General features: G+C 68.2%; 21 protein-coding genes. 4 read left to right on the plus strand and 17 right to left on the minus strand.

Going from position 1 to position 23326, the window contains the following annotated elements:
- The first annotated feature begins 51 nt into the window (after positions 1–51).
- A complete protein-coding gene (locus ACNKFW_RS17865; RefSeq protein WP_147428758.1) occupies positions 52–963 on the plus strand; it encodes a LysR family transcriptional regulator in 912 nt (303 codons plus the stop codon).
- Here the strand turns inward: ACNKFW_RS17865 and ACNKFW_RS17870 are convergent.
- From ACNKFW_RS17870 to coxB, 10 genes are all read right to left on the minus strand, one after another.
- Complete coding sequence (locus tag ACNKFW_RS17870) at positions 926–2326, minus strand: FAD-binding oxidoreductase (RefSeq protein WP_147428757.1); 1401 nt, start codon at positions 2324–2326, stop codon at positions 926–928. The two genes, ACNKFW_RS17865 and ACNKFW_RS17870, sit on opposite strands and share 38 nt — an antisense overlap.
- A complete protein-coding gene (locus ACNKFW_RS17875) occupies positions 2326–2907 on the minus strand; it encodes a GNAT family N-acetyltransferase (RefSeq protein ID WP_024843345.1) in 582 nt (193 codons plus the stop codon). Before ACNKFW_RS17875 ends, ACNKFW_RS17870 begins: the two co-directional genes overlap by 1 nt.
- Complete coding sequence (locus ACNKFW_RS17880; protein WP_051419456.1) at positions 2907–4115, minus strand: M16 family metallopeptidase; 1209 nt, start codon at positions 4113–4115, stop codon at positions 2907–2909. Before ACNKFW_RS17880 ends, ACNKFW_RS17875 begins: the two co-directional genes overlap by 1 nt.
- Before the next feature lie 53 nt (positions 4116–4168).
- The gene (gene thrC / locus ACNKFW_RS17885) at positions 4169–5557 is read right to left on the minus strand and encodes a threonine synthase (RefSeq protein ID WP_147428756.1); all 1389 of its coding nucleotides are present in this window, start codon (positions 5555–5557) and stop codon (positions 4169–4171) included.
- A gap of 9 nt (positions 5558–5566) precedes the next feature.
- A complete protein-coding gene (locus ACNKFW_RS17890) occupies positions 5567–6238 on the minus strand; it encodes an SURF1 family protein (RefSeq protein ID WP_147428755.1) in 672 nt (223 codons plus the stop codon).
- Positions 6239–6303: 65 nt separating this feature from the next.
- Positions 6304–7128, minus strand: a complete 825-nt coding sequence (locus tag ACNKFW_RS17895; protein WP_024843349.1) for a cytochrome c oxidase subunit 3 — start codon at positions 7126–7128, stop codon at positions 6304–6306.
- A gap of 34 nt (positions 7129–7162) precedes the next feature.
- On the minus strand, positions 7163–7747 hold the full coding sequence (locus ACNKFW_RS17900) for a cytochrome c oxidase assembly protein (protein WP_024843350.1): 585 nt from the start codon (positions 7745–7747) through the stop codon (positions 7163–7165).
- Positions 7744–8001 carry a hypothetical protein gene (locus tag ACNKFW_RS17905; RefSeq protein ID WP_024843351.1) on the minus strand — a complete coding sequence of 86 codons (258 nt, stop codon included), beginning with the start codon at positions 7999–8001 and terminating at the stop codon, positions 7744–7746. The genes ACNKFW_RS17900 and ACNKFW_RS17905 overlap by 4 nt, the downstream gene beginning before the upstream one ends.
- Entirely contained in the window at positions 8001–8918 is a 918-nt protein-coding gene (gene cyoE / locus ACNKFW_RS17910) for a heme o synthase (protein ID WP_024843352.1), read from the minus strand. The genes ACNKFW_RS17905 and cyoE overlap by 1 nt, the downstream gene beginning before the upstream one ends.
- A gap of 9 nt (positions 8919–8927) precedes the next feature.
- On the minus strand, positions 8928–9824 hold the full coding sequence (coxB, locus tag ACNKFW_RS17915) for a cytochrome c oxidase subunit II (protein ID WP_024843353.1): 897 nt from the start codon (positions 9822–9824) through the stop codon (positions 8928–8930).
- Positions 9825–9984: 160 nt separating this feature from the next.
- On the opposite strand from coxB, the gene tldD reads away from it, so the two are divergent.
- The 3 genes from tldD (at position 9985) to ACNKFW_RS17930 (ending at position 15051) form a co-directional block, all read left to right on the plus strand.
- Positions 9985–11406, plus strand: coding sequence for a metalloprotease TldD (gene tldD, locus ACNKFW_RS17920; RefSeq protein ID WP_147428754.1), 1422 nt, complete (start codon positions 9985–9987; stop codon positions 11404–11406).
- 104 nt (positions 11407–11510) lie between these two features.
- Positions 11511–12764 carry a DNA-processing protein DprA gene (gene dprA, locus ACNKFW_RS17925; protein ID WP_418025123.1) on the plus strand — a complete coding sequence of 418 codons (1254 nt, stop codon included), beginning with the start codon at positions 11511–11513 and terminating at the stop codon, positions 12762–12764.
- Between the two features lie 106 nt (positions 12765–12870).
- The gene (locus ACNKFW_RS17930) at positions 12871–15051 is read left to right on the plus strand and encodes an OmpA family protein (protein WP_418025125.1); all 2181 of its coding nucleotides are present in this window, start codon (positions 12871–12873) and stop codon (positions 15049–15051) included.
- An 849-nt stretch (positions 15052–15900) separates the two neighbouring features.
- Here the strand turns inward: ACNKFW_RS17930 and phoB are convergent.
- The 7 genes from phoB to aroC form a co-directional block, all read right to left on the minus strand.
- Positions 15901–16590 carry a phosphate regulon transcriptional regulator PhoB gene (gene phoB / locus ACNKFW_RS17935; protein WP_024843357.1) on the minus strand — a complete coding sequence of 230 codons (690 nt, stop codon included), beginning with the start codon at positions 16588–16590 and terminating at the stop codon, positions 15901–15903.
- Positions 16591–16593: 3 nt separating this feature from the next.
- On the minus strand, positions 16594–17304 hold the full coding sequence (gene phoU / locus ACNKFW_RS17940) for a phosphate signaling complex protein PhoU (protein WP_024843358.1): 711 nt from the start codon (positions 17302–17304) through the stop codon (positions 16594–16596).
- Positions 17305–17322: 18 nt separating this feature from the next.
- Positions 17323–18120, minus strand: coding sequence for a phosphate ABC transporter ATP-binding protein PstB (gene pstB, locus ACNKFW_RS17945; protein ID WP_024843359.1), 798 nt, complete (start codon positions 18118–18120; stop codon positions 17323–17325).
- Between the two features lie 20 nt (positions 18121–18140).
- Positions 18141–19484: a phosphate ABC transporter permease PstA gene (pstA, locus tag ACNKFW_RS17950; RefSeq protein WP_147428752.1), complete on the minus strand. Its 1344-nt coding sequence runs from the start codon at positions 19482–19484 to the stop codon at positions 18141–18143.
- Positions 19481–20671 carry a phosphate ABC transporter permease subunit PstC gene (gene pstC / locus ACNKFW_RS17955; protein WP_024843361.1) on the minus strand — a complete coding sequence of 397 codons (1191 nt, stop codon included), beginning with the start codon at positions 20669–20671 and terminating at the stop codon, positions 19481–19483. The genes pstA and pstC overlap by 4 nt, the downstream gene beginning before the upstream one ends.
- A gap of 64 nt (positions 20672–20735) precedes the next feature.
- Positions 20736–21764 (minus strand): substrate-binding domain-containing protein, encoded by a 1029-nt coding sequence (locus tag ACNKFW_RS17960; protein WP_024843362.1) that lies wholly within the window; start codon positions 21762–21764, stop codon positions 20736–20738.
- Between the two features lie 255 nt (positions 21765–22019).
- Positions 22020–23120, minus strand: coding sequence for a chorismate synthase (gene aroC / locus ACNKFW_RS17965; protein ID WP_024843363.1), 1101 nt, complete (start codon positions 23118–23120; stop codon positions 22020–22022).
- Between the last annotated feature and the right edge of the window lie 206 nt (positions 23121–23326).

A 23326-nucleotide genomic window follows, 5' to 3' on the forward strand; every position in this document is an offset into this window, starting at 1 on the left:
TCGCGAAAATTGCCATATTCATGGAAATATTGTCGCCGATGCGGGGATGGAATGGACAGGATCGACGGCATCCGCGCCTTTGTCGCCGTGGTCGATGCCGGCTCGTTCACCCGGGCGGGCGAGCGGCTGGGGATCTCGAACAAGCTGGTCAGCAAATATGTCGCGGCGCTGGAGGGGCAGCAGGGCGTCACGCTTCTGAACCGCACCACCCGCGCCCTGTCGCTGACCCCCGCGGGCGAGCGTTATCTGGCGGCGGCCCGCCGGGTGCTGGCGGCGGTCGAGGAACTGGACGCGCAGGCCCATGCCGAGGACGGCGTCCTGACCGGGCGGCTGCGCATCAGCGCCCCGGTGGCCTTCGGCGAGATGTTCGCCACCACCCTGACCCGCGACTTCACCGCCGGCCATCCGGGGATCGAGATCGACCTGAACCTGACAGACCGCTATGTCGACCTGGCGGCCGAGGGCTTCGACCTGGCGCTGCGCATCGGCCAGCTTGCCGATTCCAGCCTGATCGCCCGCCGCATCGGCCAGGCCGAGGCCTGGGCGGTGGCAAGCCCCGCCTATCTGAACCGGCATCCGCGCCCCGCCCGCCCCGAGGATCTGCGCGAGCATGCGAATATCCGCGACAGCAATACGCAGAATCCCGGCCGGGCGATCTTCCTGATCGAGGGCAAGGCGGTCAGCATCCCCCTGCCCGGCCGCATTACCGTGAACAGCGCCCAGGCAGTGCGGAAGCTGGTGCTGGAGGGCGAGGGCGTGGCGCTGATCCCCAGCTTCGTCGTGGCGCAGGACGTGGCCCAGGGCCGGCTGCAGCGGCTTCTGCCGGATTTCCAGCGGCCGCAGCTGGACATCCAGGCACTGTATCTGCCGCAGCCCTTCATGCCGCCGCGGCTTTCGGCCTATCTGGACCACCTTCGGGCGCGGCTTACGCCTCTGCTGAAAGCACCGCGCCCGGATTCATGATGCCCAGCGGGTCCAGCGTGGCCTTGATCGCCCGCATGGCCTTGAGGCGCGCCGGATCGCCCCAGCGTTCCAGGTCGCCGACCTTCAGCCGCCCGACCCCGTGTTCGGCCGAGAAGGAGCCGCCGCGATCCACCACCATCTGATGCACCAGAAGCGATAGCGCCTTGCGCCGGTCGTCGTAATCCGCGCGATTGCGGCCGGGCGCCGGGAACAGGTTGTAATGCAGGTTGCCGTCGCCCAGATGCCCGAAGCAGTTGATGCGCAGCCCCTCGCCCGCAAGCCGCGCGCCGGCCTCGCGGATGAAGCCGGCGATTTCCGACAGCGGCAGGCTGATATCGTGGCTGGCGACGGCGCCGATGCGGCGGTTCGCCTCGGGGATATGTTCGCGCAGATGCCAGAAACCGGCCGCATGCGCCCCCGATTGCGCGATCACCCCGTCGGAGACCAGGCCGCGCTCCATCGCGTCGACCAGCAGCCCCTCCAGCGCCGCCTCGGGGGCCAGCCCCTCGGGCAGGCCGACCTCGATCAGCACCGACCATTCGGCGCCGGGCAGCGGCTGGCGGATCTCGGGCAGCACCTCGGCCAGGAAGGCCAGCCCCTGCCCGCCGATCAGCTCGAAGGCGGTGACGCCGCCGGCCATGCGCCCCTCGGCCAGCGACAAGAGCGTCAGCGCCGCCTCGGGCGAGGGTACCTGCAGCATGGCGGTGCCGATCCCCGGCGGCGGCACCACCAGCTTCAGGCTGGCGGCGGTGACGATGCCCAGCGTGCCCTCGGCCCCGATCAAGAGGTCGCGCAGGTCATAGCCGGTATTGTCCTTGCGCAGCCGCTTCAGGTCGTGGACGACCGAACCGTCGGGCAGCACCGCCTCGATCCCCAGGCAAAGCGCCCGCGCCGTGCCATAGCGCAGCGCGGTGACGCCGCCGGCATTGGTCGCAAGGCAGCCGCCGATGGCCGCGGTGCCTTGGCTCGCCAGCGACAGCGGGAACAGCCGCCCCGCCGCCTCGGCCGCGTCGCGCACGGCCTGCAGGGTCATGCCGGCCTCGGCCACCAGCACGTTCTCTTCGGGCCAGATGCCGCGCAGCGCGGTCATCCGCTCCAGCGACAGGATCAGTGGCGCCGGCCCCTCGGGCATCACCTGGCCCGAGACCAGGCCGGTGCCACCGCCGCGCGGCACGATGGCGACGCGAGCCTCGGCGCAGGCGCGGACCACGGCGCCAACCTCATCGGTATTGCGCGGCGCGGCGACCAGCCCCGCCTGTCCCCGCCAGCGGCCGCGCGGCTCCTCCAGATAGGCGGGCGCGACCTCGCGCAGCACGCCCTCGGGCAGCGTCGCAGCCAGCGTCTCGTCGGCAGGGTTCAGCATCAGCGCACCTCGGTCTTACCACGCCGGTCGTGGCGCAGGTTGGCGTAAAGCACATGGTTGCGCCAGCGGCCGTTGATCTGCAGGTAGCTTTGCGCCACCCCCTCGTATTTGAAGCCGGAACGTTCCAGCACGCCGCGCGACGGGGTGTTTTCCGGCAGGCAGGCGGCCTCGATCCGGCTCAGGTCCATCTCGGTGAAGGCATGCTGGACCAGCGCACCGATGGCCTCGCGCATGTAACCCTGCCGGGCGAAGGGCTGGCCGATCCAGTAGCCGATGGTCGCCGATTGCGCCGGGCCGCGGCGGATATTGTCCAGCGTGATCGCCCCCAAGAGCGCCCCGTCGCGCCGGATCAGGAACAGGGGCAGAGCCGTGCCGTTGCGGCTGGCGCGCTGCGCCCAATAGACCCGGTTGGTGAAGCCGCGCTTGGTCAGGTGGTCGGGCGCCCAGACCGGCTCCCACGGGGTCAGGAAGGCGCGGCTTTCGGCCCGCAGCGCGGCCCATGGGGCGAAATCCGCATGGGCAGGCAGGCGCAGCACCATCCGCTCGGTTTCCAGGCGCGGCGGACGGCGGCGCGAGAACATCAGGCGGCGAGCCTTTCGGCCAGCACCTCGCGCGTGGGCGCGCCCGCGACCGGCCCGTAAAGCGCCAGTGCCGGGCGGGCATGGGCAATCAGACGCTCGGCATGGGCGCGGATGTCGGCCACGGTCACGGCGTCGATGCGCTCGGCCACCTCGGCCGGGTCCGGCACCCGGCCCCAGATCGCCAGCGACCGCGCCATGCGCTCGGCCTGGCCGGTCGGGCTTTCCAGCCCCATCAGCAGCCCGGCCTTGAGCTGGGCGCGCGCGCGGGCCACCTCGGCCTCGGTCATGTCCTCGGCCGAGCGCTTCAACTCGTCCACGGTCAGCGTCGCCAGGTCGGCGATCTGCTCGCCCGAGGTGCCGGCATAGATCGTCACCATGCCGGTATCGTCGTGGAAACCGGACTGCGCGAAGATCGAATAGCACAGGCCCTTTTCCTCGCGCAGCTTCTGGAACAGGCGCGAGGACATGCCGCCCCCCAGCGCCGAGGTCCAGATCTGCGCGGCATAGAAATCCGGCGCCTGATAGCCCGGCCCCTCGAAGGCCAGCGCGAAATGCGCCTGCTCCAGCCCCTTGACGCGGCGCGCCTCGGCGCCCTGCCAGCGGGCGGGCTCGCGCGTGGTCAGCTTGCGGGCCGGCAGATGGCCGAAGATCGCCTCGACCTGGCGCAGGATGCGGTCATGGTCCACCGCACCGGCGGCGGCGACGATCATGCGCTCGGGACCGTAATGCTCGGTGATGAAGCCCGACAGGTCGGCGCGGTCGAAGCGGCTGACCCGCTCGGCCGGGCCCAGGATGGTGCGGCCCATGGGCTGGTCGGGATAGGCCGCCTCTTGCAGCCAGTCGAAGATCACGTCGTCGGGCGTGTCCAGCGCCTGGCCGATCTCTTGCAGGATCACGCCGCGCTCGACCTCGATCTCGCGCTGGTCGAACACCGGGTTCATCACGATGTCCGAGATCACGTCCAGCGCCAGCTCCACGTCCCCCGCCAGCACCCGCGCGTAATAGGAGGTCACGTCGCGCGAGGTATAGGCGTTGATATAGCCGCCGACATTCTCGATCGACTCGACGATTTCCAGCGCGCTGCGCCGCGCCGTGCCCTTGAAGGCCATGTGTTCCAGGAAATGGGCGATGCCGTTCTGCTCGGCGCGCTCGTCGCGGCAGCCGGCATTGACCCAGATGCCGATGGCGGCGGAATGCAGGCCGGGCATGTCGCGGCTGACGACGCGCAGCCCGTTGGGCAGGGTGCTGATGCGGATCTGATTCAAGCTGTTCTCCGTTCAAGGATCAGCGATTTAATGGCCTCGGCGTCGTTTGCAATCCGGGTGATGCGCTCGTCGCGGTCGAAAAGGTCGGCCATATGCGGCGGCAGGGGCGGGCGGATGCCCACGGCCGCCTCGACCGCGTCGGGGAATTTCGCCGGATGCGCGGTGGAAAGCGAGATCATCGGCACGCCCGGCCGCAGATGCTCGCGCGCCACCTTCACCGCAACGGCGGTATGCGGGCAGATCACCTCGCCCGTCTCCTCGCGGATGGTGGCGATCATCGCCATCGTCTCCTCTTCGGAGGCACGGCCCGAGACATAGGTCTCGCGCAGCGCCTGAAGTGCGCCCTGGCTGATGACGAAGCCGCCGGATTTCAGCTCTTCCATCAGCCGCGACACGGCATTGCCGTCGTGGTCATAGGCCAGCCACAGCGCGCGTTCGAAATTCGAGCTGACCTGGATGTCCATCGAGGGGCTGATCGAGGGCCGGGCGGTGCCGACGCGGTATTCGCCGCTGGTCATCGCCCGGTGCAGGATGTCGTTCTGGTTGGTGGCGACGACCAGCTTGCCGATGGGCAGGCCCATGGCCTTGGCGATGGAACCGGCGAAGACATCGCCGAAATTCCCGGTCGGCACGGTGAAGTCCACCTCGCGCCGCGGCGCGCCCAGGCTGACGGCGGCGGTGAAGTAATAGACGATCTGCGCCAGCACCCGCGCCCAGTTGATCGAGTTGACGCCGGCAAGCCCGACCGCATCGCGGAAATCGTGGTCGTTGAACAGATCCTTGAGCCGCGCCTGGCAATCGTCGAAGGTGCCGTCCACCGCCAGCGCATGGACGTTGGCGTCGGCGGGTGTGGACATCTGGCGGCGCTGCACTTCGCTGACGCGGCCATGCGGATACATGATGAACACATCGACGTTCGACAGGCCGCGGAACGCCTCGATCGCGGCCGAGCCGGTATCGCCCGAGGTCGCGCCCAGGATCGTGACCCGCTGCCCCGAACGCGCCAGCGCCAGCTGGAACAGCTGGCCGATCAGCTGCATGGCGAAATCCTTGAAGGCCAGCGTGGGGCCGTGGAACAGCTCGAGCAGGTGATGGCCCGGCGCAAGCTGGACCAAGGGCGCGCGGGCGACATGGTCGAAGCCATGATAGGCCCGCGCGATGGCATCGCGCAGTTCCGCATCGCTGAAGCTTTCGCCGACGAAGGGGCTGGTGACGCGGCGCGCGACCTCTTCATAGGGCAGGCCCTCGAAGCGGGCGATCTCGTCGGCCGAGAACATCGGGATCGCCTCGGGCAGGTACAGCCCGCCGTCGCGCGCCAGCCCGGTCATCATCGCCTGTTCGAAGTCCAGGACCGGAGCCCGGCCCCGTGTCGAAACGTAACGCATCGCGTCCCCCTAGTATTGCCGCTGCCTGATACGCCAGATCAGCGCCACTGTCATCCCTGCCCAAACCGCAGCGATCATGAACCATTGCACGGCATAGCTCAGGTGGTTGTTCGGAATGCCCTCGACCGCCACCGGGATCGGCCGCACCCCCTGGGCATCGCCGCGGACCTCGGCCGCGACCACCAGGATCGGCTCGGTCCCCAGCTGCGCGGCCATGGCCGGCACGTCGCGGGCGAACCAGACGTTCTCGGCCAGGTTGGGCGCGGGCGTGGCGCTGCCCTTTTCGTCGGGCCAATGCAGGTTGCCTGCCACCTCCAGCCGCACCGGCGGGCGCGGGTCGCGCTTGTGGTCCTGATCGACGAAGCCGCGGTCGAGCAGGATCCGGCGCCCGTCATCGGTCAGGAAGCCCGAGACGATCTGATAGCCGCCGCCCGCCTCGCGCGTGCCCGACAGCACGTCGATCTCCTCGCCCGTGGTCTGGCCCGAGACCAGCACCGGCAGGTATTTCATCGACGGGTCCACCGCCGCCGGCAGGGGCACGGGGGCGCCCTCGATCCTTTGCTGGATCTGCGCGATCAGCCCCTCTTTCCAGTCCAGCCGCTGAAGTTGCCATATGCCCAGCGAGATCAGGATGGCGCAGCCCAGCACGCCGACGATCAGCGGGAACAGGTAACGGCGCATGGGCGGGCCTCCAAAGCAAACGGCGCGGGAACATCTGCCCCGCGCCGTGGAAATGTCAGTCGGGATCAGCGGCCCCAGATATAGATCACGACAAAGAGGAACAGCCAGACCACATCGACGAAGTGCCAGTACCAGGCGGCGGCCTCGAAGCCGACGTGCTGCTGCTGGGTCATCTGGCCCTTGAGCAGGCGGATCAGGCAGACGAACAGGAAGATCGTGCCGATGATGACATGCGCACCGTGAAAGCCGGTGGCCATGAAGAAGGTGCCGGCATAGACCGTGTCGGCCAGGCCGAAGGCGGCATGGCTGTATTCATAGGCCTGCAGCCCGGTGAAGCAGATGCCCAGGATCACCGCGACGATCAGCCCGTTGATCGTGGTCTTGCGGTCGCCGTCATGCACGAAGGCATGGTGCGCCCAGGTCACGGCGACGCCCGAAAGCAGCAGGATCAGCGTGTTGATCAGCGGCAGGTGCCAGGGATCGAAGGTGACGATGCCCTCCGGCGGCCAGACGCCGTCCTTGATCGGGCTGTCCGGCCCCATCGGATACATGGCGTTCTTGATGAAGGCCCAGAACCAGGCGACGAAGAACATCACCTCGGACATGATGAACAGGATGAAGCCGTATTGCAGGCCGATGCGCACCACCGGGGTATGCTCGCCCGACTCGCCCTCGTTGACGACATCGACCCACCAGCCGAACATGGTGTAAAGAACGGCAGCCAGGCCGATCAGGAACATCCACGGCCCCTCGACCGGCAGCCCCAAGACCGTGATTCCCTTCATCCAGGCGACCGCGCCAGTCAGCATCACGAAGGCGCCGATCGCGCCGAGGAAGGGCCAGATCGAGGGCGGCAGGATCTGATAATCGTGGTTCTTTACATGGGCCATGGCTGCGTTCCCGGCTGTTGCTGGTTCTTGTTGCTCAGTTTACGGTCGGTTCCGTTTTCGCGTCCAGCGCCGCCTGTCTGGGCGCGGGAGGATCGGTCCGGTGGAAGGTATAGGACAGGGTGATGTCGCGGATCCGGCCCGCGTCACGATCGTTGACCAGGTCGGCATCGACGAAGAAGCTGACCGGCATCTCGACCCGCTCACCCGGTTGCAGGGTCTGCTCGGTAAAGCAGAAGCATTCGATCTTGTTGAAGAAATAGCCGGCGGCATCGGGCGCCACGTTATAGCTGGCGGTGCCGGTGACCGGCTGGTCGGTATTGTTGATCGCCTCGTAGAAGGCAATGGCGTTCTCGCCGATCCGCAGTTCCATTTCCCGCTGCATGGGGCGGAAGGTCCAGCCGAGGTTGCTGTCGGCATTGGCGTCGAAGCGCACGCGGATCTTTTCCTCCAGCACGGTGTCCGAGGCGGACTCGGCCACGTTGGTCGTGCCGGCAAAGCCCGTCACCTGGCAAAACCAGGAATAAAACGGCACCGCCGCCCAGGACAGCGCGCCCATCACCACGACGACGCCGGCCAGCATGGCCACGGTGCGCCCGTTCGACCTCGGTTTCCCGCTCATTGGCTTGCCTCCTGATGGGCCGCCGGCGTGCCCGGCGCTGCGACCGGGGCGGCATTGGGGGCCGGCGGATCGGGATCGGGCGGCAGCATCGAGGCGCGCGGGCGGTGGTCATAGCCCTGCATCATGTCGCCCTGGGTGATCTTGACCACCGAAAGGCCAAAGACCAGCGCCACGAAACCCAGCAGCACGACCAGAAGCCCGATGTTGCGGCTGCGGCGGCGCTTGTGCAACTCGTGTTCGACCTGGGGCAGCATCACCACCCCCCGATCCAATGCTGCACCAGCAGCGCCAGGAAATGCAGGAAAGTGTAATAGAGCGACAGGCGGAAATAGCGTTTCTCGACCCGGTAGCCATCGGCCTGTGCCTGGTCCTCGCTGCGGCGCAGGATCTGCCAGCCGCCGGCGATGAACAGCAGGTTCAGCACCGCCGAGACCGCCAGGTAGAGCGGCCCGCCGACCGAGGTGAAGCCCAGCCAGATCGCAAAGGGCGCCAGTACCAGCGTATAGGCGAAGATATGGCAGCGCGTCACCTTGCGACCATGAGTCACGGTCAGCATGGGCACGCCGGCCTTGGAATAGTCGTCCTTCATGAACAGCGCCAAGGCCCAGAAATGCGGCGGCGTCCAGAAGAAGATCAGCGCGAACATCAAGAGCGACTCGAGGCCGATGCCGCCGGTGGCGCAGGCCCAGCCGATCATCGGCGGAAAGGCCCCCGCGGCACCGCCGATGACGATGTTCTGCGGCGTCGAGCGTTTCAGCCAGATCGTGTAGACCACGGCATAGAAGAAGATGGTGAAGGCCAGGAACCCGGCCGCGAACCAGTTCGCCGCCAGCCCCAGCATCATCACCGACAGGCCCGAGAGCGCGATGCCGACCGCCAGCGCCTCGCCCGAGGAGACGCGGCCCGAGGGCACGGGACGGCCCGCGGTGCGGCGCATCACCGCGTCGATGTCGGCGTCATACCACATGTTGAGGGCACCCGAGGCCCCGCCCCCCAGCGCGATGAACAGCACCGCGCAGAAGGCAACGAAAGGGTTGACCGGCTGCGGGGCGATCCACAGCCCGACGAAGGCCGTGAACACCACCAGCGACATGACGCGCGGCTTCAGCAGCGCCACATAATCGCCGAAGCCCGCCTCGGCGGGCCCCTCGTATGCGTTGATATCGGCCACGGCCCGGCCTTACTCTGCCGAGGCCAGCTTGACGGGGCTGGCGGGCAGGTAGTCCGAGGCGTCGGCGGCGAATTCCTCTTGCGCGCCGGCAAGCCAGGCGTCGTATTTCTCCTGGCTGACCGCCTTGACCACGATGGGCATATAGGCGTGGTTGATGCCGCAAAGCTCGGAGCACTGGCCGAAATAGACGCCTTCCTGGTCGACCGAGAACCACAGCTGCGCGATGCGGCCCGGCACGGCGTCCTGCTTGACGGCAAAGGCGGGCACGGTCCAGGCGTGGATCACGTCGGTCGCCGTCACCTGCACCAGAACCTTCTTGCCGACCGGAACCACGACGGCATTGTCGGTGGCCAGCAGGTATTCGTCCTCGGAATAACCGGCATCGGCCAGGGCTTCCTTCTCCAGCATCAGCGCATCGAAGGCGACGCCGTCGTTGGGATATTCATAGGACCAGTACCACTGGTGGCCGATGGCCTTGATGACCAGGTCGGGATCGTTCGGCATCTCCTGGCTGCGGAACAGGATCGGCAGCGAGAAGGCGCCGATGGCGACCAGGATCAGCACCGGGACCAGGGTCCAGATCACCTCGATCGGGGTGTTGTGGGTAAAGCGCGCCGGCACCGGATTCGCCCGGCGGTTGAAGCGCACGATGCAGATCAGCAGCAGCAGGCAGACGAAGATCGTCACGGCCGTGATGATGTAGAGTACGAAATGATCCAGCCATTGCTGATCCTGCGCCAGCGGGCTCGACGCCGGCTGGAAGTTCATCCCGCCATTCACCGGCTTGCCGATCACCGGCAGATCGCCCAGCACGTCCTGCGCCAGGGCCGGAACGGCCGCCAGTGTCGCAACTCCCAGGCTCATCACCGCCGCCACCCCGCGGCGCTTGGTCGCAATTGCCATCATCCCATCCCGTTGCCTATCATGCCACCGGCAGGCCCCTGTCCCGGAGCCACCAGCATTCGGTCCTGCACCAGAACCATATCTTACCCCGACGGGCAAGCCATACCTATCGACTTCTTGCCAAAAAAGCCCTAGGCCGGTCCGCATGACAAGGACCGGTTCCATGACAGACGCTGCCTTTTCACCCTTTCGGACGCATCTCGATCAGGACCGCGCGCTGCGTATCCTGCGCGACGCCCTGGCGGGGGCGGATGACGGCGAGCTTTTTCTGGAACGCGCCCGGTCCGAGGCGCTGGTCTTCGACGACGGAAGGCTGCGCACTGCCAGTTATGACGCCGAACAGGGTTTTGGCCTGCGCGCGGTGCGCGGCGAGGTGACGGGTTACGCCCATTCGACCGAGATCGACGAAGCCGCGCTGAAGAAGGCGGCCGAAACCGTGCGCCTGGCCGTCGGCGCCGGCGGCGGCACGCTGGCCCTGCCACCGCAAGGCGAAATCCGGCCGCTTTATGCCGCCATCGACCCGGCCGAAGAGGTGCCCTTTGCCGCCCGCGTCGCATTACTGCGGCAAATCGACGCATTCGCCCGAGACCTGGACCCGCGGGTGGTCCAGGTCTCGGCCAGCATCGCGACTTCGGTGCAGGAGGTGGCGATCCTGCGCCCCGAGGGCGGGCTGGCCACCGACATCCGCCCCATGGCGCGGCTGAACGTCTCGGTCATCGTCGAATCGAACGCGCGGCGCGAAACCGGGACCGCGGGCGGCGGCGGGCGCATCGGCCTTTCCGGCCTGGTCGCGCCCGAGCATTGGCAGGGGCTGGTGCGCGAGGCGCTGCGCATCGCGCTGGTCAACCTGCGCTCGGTGCCCGCGCCCGCGGGCGTGATGGATGTGGTGCTGGGCCCCGGCTGGCCCGGCATCCTGCTGCACGAGGCGGTGGGCCACGGGCTCGAGGGCGATTTCAACCGCAAGGGGCATTCCGCCTTTGCTGGGCTGATGGGCAGGCGCGTCGCCGCGCCCGGCGTGACCGTGGTCGACGACGGCACCATTCCCGACCGGCGCGGCTCGATCTCGGTCGATGACGAGGGCACGCCCCCCGGCCGCAACGTGCTGATCGAGGACGGGATCCTGGTCGGCTACATGCAGGACCGGCAGAATGCCCGGCTGATGGGGGTCGCCGCCACCGGCAACGGGCGCCGGCAGAGCCACGCCCATGCCCCCATGCCGCGCATGACCAACACCTTCATGCTGGCGGGGTCCGAGGATCCGGCCTCGATCCTGGCCGGACTGGAGGACGGGATCTATGCGGTCGGCTTCGGCGGCGGGCAGGTGGACATCACCAACGGCAAGTTCGTGTTCTCCTGCACCGAGGCCTATCGGGTCAAAAACGGCCAGGTGGGCGATCCGATCCGCGGCGCGACGCTGATCGGCGACGGCGCGACCGCGTTGCAGCAGATCCGCGCCATCGGCAACGACCTGTCGCTGGATCCGGGAATCGGCAATTGCGGCAAGCAGGGACAATGGGTTCCGGTCGGCGTCGGCCTGCCCACGCTGCGCATCGGCGGGCTGACCATCGGCGGATCGGCCGCCTGAATCGCCTTGATTCCAATGGGTTGAAGAAATTCTTCGCCGGCTAACCCATTCTTAACCTTTGCCATGCGATGTTTCGGCCTGCGGATCAGGCAGAGGCATGGAACATGATGGCAAGGCAGCTTTCCTTGGACCCCCACCACGGACCCCGCCCAAAAGGGGAGGGGCTTGCCGCCTTGCACCTCATCCGTTCCCGCAAGGTGGGGCCGGCGACCTTTCACCGGCTGCTGGGCGAACATGGCAGCGCCCAGGCGGCGCTGGCCGCCCTGCCCGCCATGGCGCAGGCCGCGGGGATCCAGGATTACACCCCTTGCCCCCTTTCGGTCGCCGAGGCCGAGATCGCGGCCGGCCGGCGCGCCGGCGCCCGGCTCGTGACCTGGGGCGACCGGGATTATCCCGCCCTGCTGCGCGAGGTGGCCGAGGCGCCGCCGGTGCTGTGGCTGCGCGGCGACATGGCGGTGCTGGACCGCGTGCCGGTGGCGGTGATCGGGGCGCGCAACGCCTCTTCCCTTGGCCTGCGCATGGCGCGCGGCATGGCCGCAGGCCTGTCGCAATCGGGCGCGGCGGTGATCGCGGGACTGGCGCGCGGCATCGACACCGTCGCGCATGAAGCCGCGCTGCACGGCGGCACCATCGCCGTCATGGCCGGCGGCATCGACATGATCTATCCCGGCGAAAACGCGGCCCTGGCCGAGGCGATCTGCGAAACCGGCCTGCTGATGACCGAACAGCCGCCCGGTACCGAACCGGTGGCCCGGCATTTCCCCGCCCGCAACCGCATCATCTCGGGCCTGTCGCGCGCCGTGGTGGTGATCGAGGCGGCGCATCGCTCGGGCAGCCTGATCACCGCGCGCTGCGCGCTGGACCAGGGGCGCGAGGTGATGGCGGTGCCGGGGCATCCGATGGATGCGCGGGCCGCCGGCTGCAATGCGCTGATCCGCGACGGTGCGCTTCTGGTGCGCAATTCGGCCGATGTGTTGGCGGCGCTGCAATCGAACGGCCCCAGGGTCGCCCAGCCGGCGGCGGCAGAGCAACCCGCGGCAGCAACCCCTGCCCCCGTCCCTGTCGCCCCGTCGGCCGGGCGGGTCACGCAACCCGCCGCCGTCACCCGCCGGCTTGCGGAACTGGGTCATGGCATCCCGCGCCAGGTCGTCACGGGCCGGCCGCGCGACGCCGGCGGGCCGGTGGACCTGGAGCGGCGGATACTGGCGCGGCTGAGCCCCAGCCCGACCGAGGAAAACATGCTGATCCGCGACCTGGGAGTCCCGGCCGCCATCCTCGCCCCCGCGATCCTGGCGCTGGAACTGTCGGGCCGGGTGCAGCGCATGGCAGGCGGCCGGCTGGCGCTGAGCGGCGGCTGAGGCCCTCGCCGCTCCGATCACGGGGCAGTCACGCGCTTGTTGGGGAACCGCACCGATCGCCGCCGGTTGATCCGGGATCAAGCGACCATCGGAAAAGAGGACCGACATGCGCCGCATCTACAAGACCACGACCGCGATGGTGACCTGCCTGTCCCTGATCGCCCCGCAGCTGGCGGTGGCACAGGACCAGCAGACCCAAGGCGCCGACGAGCAGGTCATCCTGCCTCCGGACCAGCAGCAGGAGGCCGAGGCGGGGCAGGCGCAAGAGCCGCAATCCGCGCCCGAACCCGCGGCAGAGCCGGTTCCGGCGCCGGCCGAACAGCCGCAGGCCCAACCGCAGGCCGAGGCCCCGAGCCCCGGCGATCCGCAGGTGCAGGGCGCCAGTTCGGCAAGCGAATCCCCCGCGCAGGAATCCGCCGCGGAACCCGCTGCAGAACTGCAAACCCAGGACGAGCCCGCCCCCCCGCAAGGCGAGGCCGCTGCGCAGGACCAGCCCACGCCTGCCCCCGCGCCCAAGCCCGATGTGACCCAGGCCGAGGAGCCGCAGCCCAAGCCCGCAGTGGTCGAGGCGGCCGAGCCCCCGATGGCGCAGCCCGACCCGTCGGTCCAGCAGGGCGAGCCCGCGCCCAAGCCGGACACGCCCGCAGCCGTGAGCCCGGCCGATCCGGCCCCGGCGCAGAAACCGCAGCAGGATGCAGCCACGCCGCAGGATACCGGCCAGGCCGGGCAGCCGGCGGCGGTCCCGGACGCCGAGGCGCTGAAGGAGGCCCTGGAAGCCGAGGCCACGCCCGAAAAGCCGCAATCCGCCCAAGAGGCCGAGCCGCAGGCAGAGACGCATGGTGCCGCGCAACCGCAGGTCGATCCGGCCCGCGCGGACGAGACCCAGCCGTCTCAGACCCCCGACGCGCAGGAACTGGAGCGCCGCCTGCAAGAACAGGCGCAACAAAGCGGGTCCGAATCGGGCGGGCCCTCGGAACAGCCTTCGGACCAGGCCTTGCCCGACGAGCAGGCCGCGGGCGAAGAACCGCGCCCCGATGCACAAGAGCTGGAGCGCCGCTTGCAGGAACAGGCCGACGGCCAGCCCGAACAGACCGCGCCGGAGCAAGCCCAATCCGAACAAGCCCCGGCAGAACAGGCCGCCGAGGTGCAGGCGCCCGAAGCCCAGGCCCAGCCCAACGCCGTCGCGCAGCGCGCCGCCGAGGAAACGGCCCCCGCGGCAGCAGCCGCCCTGGCCGCCGGCGATGCCGAGCCGGCGCAGGGCCAGTTGAACGAGGTGCAGATCACCGAGGAAAACGCCCGCAGCTCGGCCGAGGAATTCGCCACCTCGGTCATGCAGGGCATGCAGCAGCAACAGCAGCAGCCGGCCGGCGATCCGCAAGCCCAGGAGGCCCGCCGCGACGATGACGACGACACCGTCAAGGACATCGCCAAGCTGCTGCTGGCCGGGGCGGCCGGCATGGCGGTCGGCAAGATGCTGTCCAACGACCGCCAGGTGGCGCTGAACACCGGCGACCGGGTGGTCGTCACCCTGCCCGACGGCAGCCAGCAGGTGATCAAGGACGACAACGCCCTGCTTTACCGTCCGGGATCGAACGTGCAGACGGAAACCTTCGACGACGGCTCGACCCGCACCACGGTGCTGCGCGCCGACGGCAGCCGGGTGGTCACCATCCGCGACGCGAACATGAACATCCTGCGCCGCACCCTGCTGCGCGCCGATGGCACGGAGACCCGGCTGATCGACGATACCCAGGCGCAGCCGGTGCAGATCTCGACCCTGCCCGCGCCGCCGCCGGTGCGCATCAACCGCGAGCGGCTGGACGAGGCCGCGCTGCGCGAGGCGCTCAGCCGCGAGGCGGCGGTGGATCGCCGCTTCAGCCTGGGCCAGATCCGCAATATCCCCGAGGTGCGCGCGCTGGTCGCGCCGGTGAACGTGCCCGAGATCACCTTCGACACCGGATCCTCGGCCATCACCCCGGATCAGGCGCAGCAACTGGCGACCCTGGGCAAGGTGATCCGCGACAGCATCGACCGGAACCCGCGCGAGATCTACATGATCGAGGGCTATACCGATGCCGTCGGCTCGGACGCCGCGAACCTGGCCCTGTCGGATCGCCGGGCGGAATCGGTGGCGCTGGCGCTGACCGAATATTTCCAGGTGCCGCCCGAAAACATGGTGGTGCAGGGCTATGGCGAGCAGTTCCTGCTGGTGCCGACCGACGGGCCCGAGCGGCAGAACCGCCGTGTCGCCGTGCGCCGCATCACGCAGCTGCTGGCGCAGAACTGAGCGCGGGAAGGCCGCGGGCAGATGCCCGCGGCCTTTGGCAATCCCGCGAGGGCCGGATCGGATAGCCCAACGCGGCCGGCACGGACGGCTTCACTCGCCAAACCCGCTGGAATCCTGGCACCGCGGCCTGCCCGCGGCGCAGGCGCAAGTACGGGACCGATGCAAGGCCGGTTCTGACTGGTCCGACGACCGCCCCCTCGGCCCCCTCTGCCTGTGGCCGCGAATGCGACAATGTGATGGCGAACGCATTTTTCCCAGCAAACATGGCGGTATTCGCGCGCCGCGGATACGACAGGTCATGGTGCAATCCCATGGGATGCGCGTTCAAGGACGGTATTCGTGCGCGCGGGTGCGATCCATGACCATGGCCCGGGGGGGGGGCGAGACGACCCGCGATATTCGCGCACGCGCGGGTGCATGTCGAGGCCTCCCCGGCCAACACCATCATACAGCGATATTCGCGTGCGCGAGTGCGGCGCAGGCGGGCGTCTCATTCGGCCGCCTTGCTCGCGATATTCGCGCCCGCGGGTGCGACAGGAAGCCAGGCGGCCCAAGCCCCCAGCGGACCGGGGGAGCCTGAAGCGCGCCCCTGGCCAAAGGCAGCAAGCCGTGCCGGCGACACGCCCGCCAAGCCGGGCCAACCCGAACGGACTCTGGAAAACACGACGCTGCGGGGGAAGCACCGCCAACAGTTCTGCATCCCGCCCTTGGGGTTTACCGCAATCCTTGATATGCGGCACGCGCACGCCGGCCGGGACGATGCCGGGCAAGCCGACCCCATGAACGGGCCCATCGTCCCCGTCGCCTGCACGCATGCCGGCGGCGGCGCGCATGGTGCCGTATTCTGCCTCAGCCCAGCGAATAGCCGGTGCCGCGCACCGTGCGCACCGGGTTGTCGCCGCCATGGGCCATCAGCGCCTTGCGCAAACGCCCGACATGGACATCGATGGTGCGGGTGTCGACATAGATATCGCGGCCCCAGACCCGGTCCAGCAATTGCTCGCGCGTCCAGACCCGGCCCGGCTTTTCCATCAGCGTGGACAGCAGGCGGAACTCGGTCGGGCCCAGGTGCAGCGGCTGGCCGGCGCGAAAGACCCGATGCTCGGCCGCGTCCAGGATGATGTCGCCGAAGCTGAGCCTTTCACCCATCGAGGCCGGGCGGGTGCGGCGCAGCTGGGTGCGCAGCCGCGCCATCAGCTCGACCACGGAATAGGGCTTGACCACGTAATCGTCGGCGCCGGTTTCCAGCCCGCGCACCCGGTCCACCTCCTCCGAGCGCGCCGACAGCATGATGATCGGGATCTGGCGCGTCGAGGGATCGGCCTTGACCCGGCGGCAGACCTCGATGCCCGAGACGTTGGGCAGCATCCAGTCCAGCACGATCAGGTCGGGCTGTTCCTCGGCCACCAGCAGCATCGCCTCGTCGCCGTTCTCGGCCAGCACCACGTCGAAGCCCTCGGCCTCAAGGTTGTATTTCAGCACCTCGCGCTGTGCGCCCTCGTCCTCGACGACCAGAACACAGGGTTGGGTCTGCGCCATGGATCAGGCCCCCTCCATGCGCGGAACGCTTTCGCCCTTGGGCCGCGGATCCTCGGGCAGCTCGCCGGTGGCCAGATAGATCACCTGCTCGGCGATGCCGGTGGCGTGGTCGCCCATGCGCTCGATATTCTTGGCGATGAAATGCAGGTGCATGCAGGCGGTGATGTTGCGCGGATCCTCCATCATATGGGTCAGGAACTCGCGGAACAGCGCGTTATACATCTGGTCCACTTCCAGGTCGCGCTTGCGCACGTCGGCGGCCAGCGCCGCGTCGCGCTGGATATAGCTGTCCAGCGCGTCCTTCATCATCGCCTCGACCGTGGCGGACATGCGGCGCAGCGCCATGCCGGCGCCGTCGATGGCGGGCATGTCGGCCAGCACGTTGCTGCGCTTGGCGATATTCTTGGCGTAATCGCCCACCCGCTCCAGGATATGCGAGATCTTGATGACGGACAGCACCATGCGCAGGTCGGTGGCCCGCGGCGCGCGCAGCGCGATCAGCCGCGCGGCCTCCTCGTTGATCTGGACTTCCAGTTCGTCGATGGCCTTGTCGCGGCGGCGGATGTCGTCGGCCAGTTCGCCGTCGCGGGTTTCCAGCGCGATGGCGGCGTCGTGGATGGCGCTTTCGACCATGCCGCCCATCTTGACGACCAGCGCCTGCACGGTTTCCAGATCGCGGTCGAAGGCCGAGAGGATATGGCGTTCGTTGTTCATGTCAGCTCCCTTTCCGGCCTAGCCGATGCGGCCCGAGATATAGCTTTCGGTGCGCGGATCGCGCGGATTGGTGAAGATGTCGTCGGTATTGCCGTATTCCACCAGGTTGCCGAGGTGGAAGAAGGCGGTCTTCTGGCTGACGCGGGCCGCCTGCTGCATGGAATGGGTCACGATCACCACCGAGAACTGGGCGCGCAGCTGGTCGATCAGTTCCTCGACCTGGCTGGTGGCGATGGGGTCCAGCGCCGAGCAGGGCTCGTCCATCAGCAGAACCTCGGGCTGGGTCGCCACGGCGCGGGCGATGCAAAGCCGCTGCTGCTGGCCGCCCGAAAGCCCGGTACCGGGATCGTTCAGCCGGTCCTTGACCTCGTTCCACAGCGCCGCACCGCGCAGCGATTTCTCGACGATCTCATCCAGCTCGGCGCGGTTGCGGGCCAGGCCGTGGATGCGCGGGCCATAGGCCACGTTGTCATAGATCGACTTGGGGAAGGGGTTCGGCTTCTGGAACACCATGCCGACGCGGGCGCGCAGCTGCACCGGGTCCACGCGCTTGTCATAGATGTCCTCGCCGTCGAGCGTGATCTTGCCCTCGACCCGGCTGATGTCGATGGTGTCGTTCATGCGGTTCAGGCAGCGCAGGAAGGTGGACTTGCCGCAGCCCGAAGGACCGATGAAGGCGGTCACGGTCTTGTCCAAGAGGTCGACGTTCACGTCCTTGATCGCGTGCTTTTCGCCATACCAGACCTGCACGTCCCGCGCCGAGATCTTGATTTCCGACTGGTCCACGCTGCGCTCCAGAAGTCTCATGTCGTTCATATCGGGTCTCCTTCCCGAGATTACCACCGGCGCTCGAACTTGCGGCGCAGGAGAATGGCAAGCAGGTTCATGCAAAGCAGGAACACCAGCAGCACGATGATCGCCCCCGAGGCACGCTCGATGAAGGCCGGGTCGGCGCGCTGGGTCCAGTTATAGACCTGGACCGGCAAGGCCGAGGCGGGTTCGAACAGCCCGTCCGGCGGGGCCGAGGGATAGTTCTTGACGAAGGCCACCATGCCGATCAGCAGAAGCGGCGCGGTTTCGCCCAGGGCCTGGGCCAGGCCGATGATGGTGCCGGTCAGGATGCCCGGCATGGCCAGCGGCAGGACGTGGTGGAACACCGACTGCATCTTGGACGCCCCCACCCCCAGCGCCGCGTCGCGGATCGAGGGCGGCACCGCCTTCAGCGCCGCGCGGGTGGCGATGATGATCGTCGGCAGCGTCATCAGCGTCAGCACCAGGCCGCCGACGATGGGCGCCGATTGCGGCAGCCCGCCGAAGTTGATGAAGGCGGCAAGTCCGAGGATGCCGAAGACGATCGAGGGCACCGCGGCCAGGTTCGAGATATTGACCTCGATGATGTCGGTCCAGCGGTTCTTGGGCGCGAATTCCTCGAGATAGATCGAGGCGGCCACGCCGATCGGCACCGACAGCACCAGCACCACCAGCATCATGTAGAGCGAGCCGAGGATGGCGATGCCGACGCCCGCCGCCTCGGGGCGCTGGTCCGAGGCATCGGGGCTGGTCAGGAAGGACCAGTTCCACTGGGTCGCCAACATGCCCTGCGCCTTCAGCGCATCGGCAAGCTGCAGCTGCGCCGGCGAGGTATTGGCGTCGCGCGCCGCGCTCTCCATGCTGACGCGGCCCTTGTAATAGCCGTCCACCCGGCCGTTCACCAGCACGCGCGCCTCGACGGTCTGGCCGATCAGCTCGGGATCGGCCAGCACGCGGTTGCGCAGCTGCGCCGAGGCCTCTTTCGAGATCAGGTTCGAGACATCCTTGTCCGACAGCTCGGCGATGGCGATGCCCTTGTCGGCGATGGCCTGTTGCAGCGACTGCTCCAGGATCTTGCCATAGGTCAGGGTCAGCACCTTGCGCAGGTCGTCCGGGTCGCGGTTGCCGTTCTTGTCCAGCTGCGCCGCGTCCAGCGCGACCGGGATCTCCAGGTAGGTCTGGCGGAAGGCGCCGATGCCGCCGGTGATGATGGTGAACAGCAGGATCACCAGCATCACCATCGAGACCAGGATGGCGCCCAGCCCATAGGCGCGGAACCGCGCCTCGGCGGCGTTGCGCTTGCGGGTGCGCGGATCGGCGACCAGCAGCGAGGGCCGGGGCTGCGCGCCTTGCAGGGTTGCGTCGCTCATTCGTATTGCTCCCGGTATTTGCGCACGACGTAGAGGGCGACGATGTTCAGCCCCAGCGTGATGACGAAAAGGGTCAGGCCCAGGGCAAAGGCCACCAGCGTCTCGGGCGCGGCGAAATCGTTGTCGCCAGTCAGCTGGCTGACGATCTTGACGGTGATCGTCGTCATGGCCTCGAACGGGTTCAGGTCCATGCGGGCGGCGGCCCCCGCGCCCAGCACGACGATCATCGTCTCGCCGATGGCGCGCGAGGCGGCCAGCAGCACGGCGCCGACGATGCCCGGCAGGGCGGCGGGCAGCACCACCTTGCGCACGGTTTCCGATTGCGTCGAGCCAAGTCCCAGCGCGCCGTCGCGCAAGCTTTGCGGCACGGCGTTGATGATGTCATCCGACAGCGAACTGACGAAGGGGATCAGCATGATGCCCATGACCAGCCCCGCCGTCATCACCGACGAGCCGGAATTGCCCAGGCCCAGCGGCTGGGCGAACCAGTCGCGCAGCATCGGGCCGACGGTGATCAGCGCGAAAAGGCCATAGACGATGGTCGGGATGCCGGCCAGCACCTCGATCATCGGCTTGGCCACGCTGCGCAGCCTGGCCGAGGCGTATTCGGACATGTAGATCGCCGCGAACAGCCCGATCGGCACCGACACCGCCAGCGCGATCAGCGAGATGTAGAGCGTGCCCCACAGCAGCGGCAGGATGCCCAGCTGCGAGCCGCCGCCGAAGCGCGGCGACCAGGTGGTGCCGAAGAAGAAATCCTGCCAGGGATATTTCTGGAAGAAATGCCCGGTCTCGAACAGCATCGAAAAGACGATCCCGGCGGTGGTCAGGATGGCGATGCTGGAACACAGGATCAGCAGGCCCTTGACCATGGCCTCGACCGCGTTGCGGGCGCGAAAATCCGGTGCGTTGCGGACAAGCGCCAAGGCCAGCCCGGCGGCGGCCAGCACCAGCGCCAGGATGGCGACGGGCGTCGCATTCGCGGCCGGCTGCACGAAGCGCCAGATGGCGATCAGGAACAGTGCCGGCAGCGCCGTCAGCAAGGCGGCGTTCCAGCCGTGATAGCTGGGCCGCGAATGCAGCCGCCGCACATCGCCCCCGGCCAGCGCGACGACGCGCGCGCGGGTGACGAAATAGCCCGCGCCGGCAAGGGCAAGGACGATCAGCAAGGTCCATGAGACAGGCATGTGAGCCCTCAAGCCAGGGAAACGGAAGGGGCGCGGGGCAACAGCATGCCCCGCGCCCGGCAGATCATTGGGCGAGCGTCGCTTCGTCGGCGACGGCCGCCTGGGTCGCCGCCAGTTCCGGATCGGCCACCAGGCCATAGGCGGCCAGCGGCCCTTCCGGCCCGGCCAGCTCATCCGAGACGAAGAATTCCGCGAACTCCTTCAGCCCCGGCACGGTGCCGATATGCTGTTTCTTGACATAGAAGAACAGCGGCCGCGAAACCGGGTATTCGCCCGCGGCGATGGTCTCGGTCGAGGGGGTGACGCCGGCGATGGTCGCGACCTTCAGCTTGTCGGTATTGTTCTCATAAAAGGACAGGCCGAAGACGCCGATGCCGTTCTTGGCCGACTGGATGCGGGCCAGGGTCTCGGTATAGTCGCCGTCGATGTCGATGGACTTGCCATCGGTGCGCAGCGCCATGCAGGCCGCTTCGCCCTCGTCCTCGCCCTTCTCGGCCTTCAGCACCTCGGCGGCGCCCGATTCCTCGCAGCCCGCGGCGATCACCTTCTCCTCGAAGACCTCGCGGGTGCCGTGCTTGGTGCCGGGCACGAAGGCCAGGATCTCCTGGTCGGGCAGCTCGGCGCGGATGTCGCTCCACTTGGTATGGGGGTTCGGAACGACCTTGCCGTCGACCACGACTTCGGCAGCCAGCGCATTGAACCAGTCGGCCGGAGTGAAGGCGAAGTCGTTGCCGGCGATGTCGCTGGCAAAGACGATGCCGTCATAGCCGATGCGGACCTCCATGATCTCGGTCACGCCGGCGGCCTTGCAGGCCTCGATCTCGCTATCCTTGATCGGGCGGCTGGCATTGGCGATGTCGATGGTGTTCTCGCCCACGCCCTCGCAGAATTTCTTCAGCCCGGCCGAGGAGCCGCCCGATTCGACCACCGGGGTCGGGAAATCGGTGTTCTCGCCAAAGGCCTCGGCCACGATGGTCGAATAGGGCAGCACCGTGGACGAGCCCGAGACCTGGATCTGGTCGCGCGCGGTGGCGGCGGTGGCCGAGGCGGCGATCAGGGCCAGCGCCGACACGGTGAATTTCGCGGATTTCATAGGATCACTCCTGACATTTCCATGGGGCCGTTGCGGCCTGCCCGCTCTCTAGAACGGCGATGCGACGGTTATGCGAAAGGAATGTGTCAGTTTCGTAACAATCAGGGGGGAGTATTTGCAAAACAATGAAAGGCGCAGCCCGCCACGATCCGGCTTTCTCCGTTTTCCAAATACCCCATGGGGTGAATTGGCCCGCGCAGCGGGACAAGAGGGGAACGGCGTTCCCCTTGCCTGCCCCGCGCATCCGCGCCCTGCCTAGCCGATGCGGCCGCGCTGGCCGCCGGTCTGCGCCCGGTCGAGCAGCAGGTGGTCCAGGATCACGCAGGCGGCCATGGCCTCGGCGATGGGCACGGCGCGGATGCCGACGCAGGGATCGTGGCGGCCCTTGGTGATCAGCTCGATCTCCTCGCCCTTCTGGTTGATGGTGCGGCGCGGGGTCAGGATCGAACTGGTCGGCTTGACGGCGAATCGCACCACGATGTCCTGCCCGGTCGAGATGCCGCCCAGGATGCCCCCGGCATGGTTCGACAGGAAACGCGGCCCGTCGTTGCCCATGCGGATCTCGTCGGCATTGGCGGTTCCGGTCAGCGCGGCCGCCGCCATGCCCTCGCCGATCTCGACCCCCTTCACCGCATTGATCGACATCATCGCGGCGGCCAGGTCGGTGTCCAGCTTGGCATAGACCGGCGCGCCGAGGCCGGGCGGGCAGCCCTGGACCAGCACCTCGACGGCGGCGCCGACGCTGTCCTGCGCCTTGCGGGTGGCGTTGAGGTAATCCTCCCAGGCCGGCACGGCCGCGGCATCGGGCAGGAAGAACGGGTTCCTGCCGATCTCGGCCGCGTCGAAATTCGCCCGCTCCAGGTGCAATTCGCCCATCTGCACCATGTAGCCGGTGATCCGCAGCCCCGGCGCCAGTTCGCGCAGCACCGCCTGCGCGACGCCGCCCGCCGCGACCCGCGCCGCCGTCTCGCGCGCGCTGGAACGCCCGCCGCCGCGATAGTCGCGGATGCCGTATTTCAGGTGATAGGCGATATCGGCATGGCCGGGGCGGAAGGCCTGGGCGATCTCGCCGTAATCCTTGCTGCGCTGGTCGGTGTTCTCGATCATCAGCTGGATCGGCGTGCCGGTGGTCTTGCCCTCGAACACCCCCGACAGGATGCGCACCCGGTCCGGCTCCTGCCGCTGGGTGGTGAATTTCGAGCTGCCGGGCCGGCGGCGGTCCAGGAATTGCTGGATCCAGCCCTCGTCCAGCGCCACGCCGGGCGGGCAGCCGTCCACCGTGACGCCCAGCGCCGGGCCATGGCTTTCGCCCCAGGTGGTGAAGGTGAAGACGCGACCGAAGGTGTTGAAGCTCATGATTGCCGGACCCCTTTTTGCCTGCGATAGCCGCAGGCCGGGCAAGGGGCAATCCCCAGCTCGGCCCGCCGCCGGCCCGACCGGCAAGGGCGACAGCGAAAACCCGGCTGCAAGGCGAAAAATTATCCTTTCCTTTCAAGGAAAGGGCGGGTGCAGCACCGCAAATCGCCAAACCGGCGGCAAGGATCGGCCTGCCGCGCCGCCGG

Origin of the sequence: Paracoccus sp. TD-10 (assembly GCF_048270675.1) — a bacterium.
GTDB classification, from domain to species: domain Bacteria; phylum Pseudomonadota; class Alphaproteobacteria; order Rhodobacterales; family Rhodobacteraceae; genus Paracoccus; species Paracoccus pantotrophus.

Excerpts from the sequence above, each read along its gene's own strand:
- ACNKFW_RS17865 (WP_147428758.1), top strand. The coding sequence starts at position 52 with ATGGACAGGATCGACGGCATCCGCGCCTTTGTCGCCGTGGTCGATGCC.
- ACNKFW_RS17870 (WP_147428757.1), bottom strand. The coding sequence starts at position 2,326 with ATGCTGAACCCTGCCGACGAGACGCTGGCTGCGACGCTGCCCGAGGGC.
- ACNKFW_RS17875 (WP_024843345.1), bottom strand. The coding sequence starts at position 2,907 with ATGTTCTCGCGCCGCCGTCCGCCGCGCCTGGAAACCGAGCGGATGGTG.
- ACNKFW_RS17880 (WP_051419456.1), bottom strand. The coding sequence starts at position 4,115 with ATGCCCGGCCTGCATTCCGCCGCCATCGGCATCTGGGTCAATGCCGGC.
- thrC (WP_147428756.1), bottom strand. The coding sequence starts at position 5,557 with ATGCGTTACGTTTCGACACGGGGCCGGGCTCCGGTCCTGGACTTCGAA.
- ACNKFW_RS17890 (WP_147428755.1), bottom strand. The coding sequence starts at position 6,238 with ATGCGCCGTTACCTGTTCCCGCTGATCGTCGGCGTGCTGGGCTGCGCC.
- ACNKFW_RS17895 (WP_024843349.1), bottom strand. The coding sequence starts at position 7,128 with ATGGCCCATGTAAAGAACCACGATTATCAGATCCTGCCGCCCTCGATC.
- ACNKFW_RS17900 (WP_024843350.1), bottom strand. The coding sequence starts at position 7,747 with ATGAGCGGGAAACCGAGGTCGAACGGGCGCACCGTGGCCATGCTGGCC.
- ACNKFW_RS17905 (WP_024843351.1), bottom strand. The coding sequence starts at position 8,001 with ATGCTGCCCCAGGTCGAACACGAGTTGCACAAGCGCCGCCGCAGCCGC.
- coxB (WP_024843353.1), bottom strand. The coding sequence starts at position 9,824 with ATGATGGCAATTGCGACCAAGCGCCGCGGGGTGGCGGCGGTGATGAGC.
- tldD (WP_147428754.1), top strand. The coding sequence starts at position 9,985 with ATGACAGACGCTGCCTTTTCACCCTTTCGGACGCATCTCGATCAGGAC.
- dprA (WP_418025123.1), top strand. The coding sequence starts at position 11,511 with ATGATGGCAAGGCAGCTTTCCTTGGACCCCCACCACGGACCCCGCCCA.
- ACNKFW_RS17930 (WP_418025125.1), top strand. The coding sequence starts at position 12,871 with ATGCGCCGCATCTACAAGACCACGACCGCGATGGTGACCTGCCTGTCC.
- phoB (WP_024843357.1), bottom strand. The coding sequence starts at position 16,590 with ATGGCGCAGACCCAACCCTGTGTTCTGGTCGTCGAGGACGAGGGCGCA.
- phoU (WP_024843358.1), bottom strand. The coding sequence starts at position 17,304 with ATGAACAACGAACGCCATATCCTCTCGGCCTTCGACCGCGATCTGGAA.
- pstB (WP_024843359.1), bottom strand. The coding sequence starts at position 18,120 with ATGAACGACATGAGACTTCTGGAGCGCAGCGTGGACCAGTCGGAAATC.
- pstA (WP_147428752.1), bottom strand. The coding sequence starts at position 19,484 with ATGAGCGACGCAACCCTGCAAGGCGCGCAGCCCCGGCCCTCGCTGCTG.
- pstC (WP_024843361.1), bottom strand. The coding sequence starts at position 20,671 with ATGCCTGTCTCATGGACCTTGCTGATCGTCCTTGCCCTTGCCGGCGCG.
- ACNKFW_RS17960 (WP_024843362.1), bottom strand. The coding sequence starts at position 21,764 with ATGAAATCCGCGAAATTCACCGTGTCGGCGCTGGCCCTGATCGCCGCC.
- aroC (WP_024843363.1), bottom strand. The coding sequence starts at position 23,120 with ATGAGCTTCAACACCTTCGGTCGCGTCTTCACCTTCACCACCTGGGGC.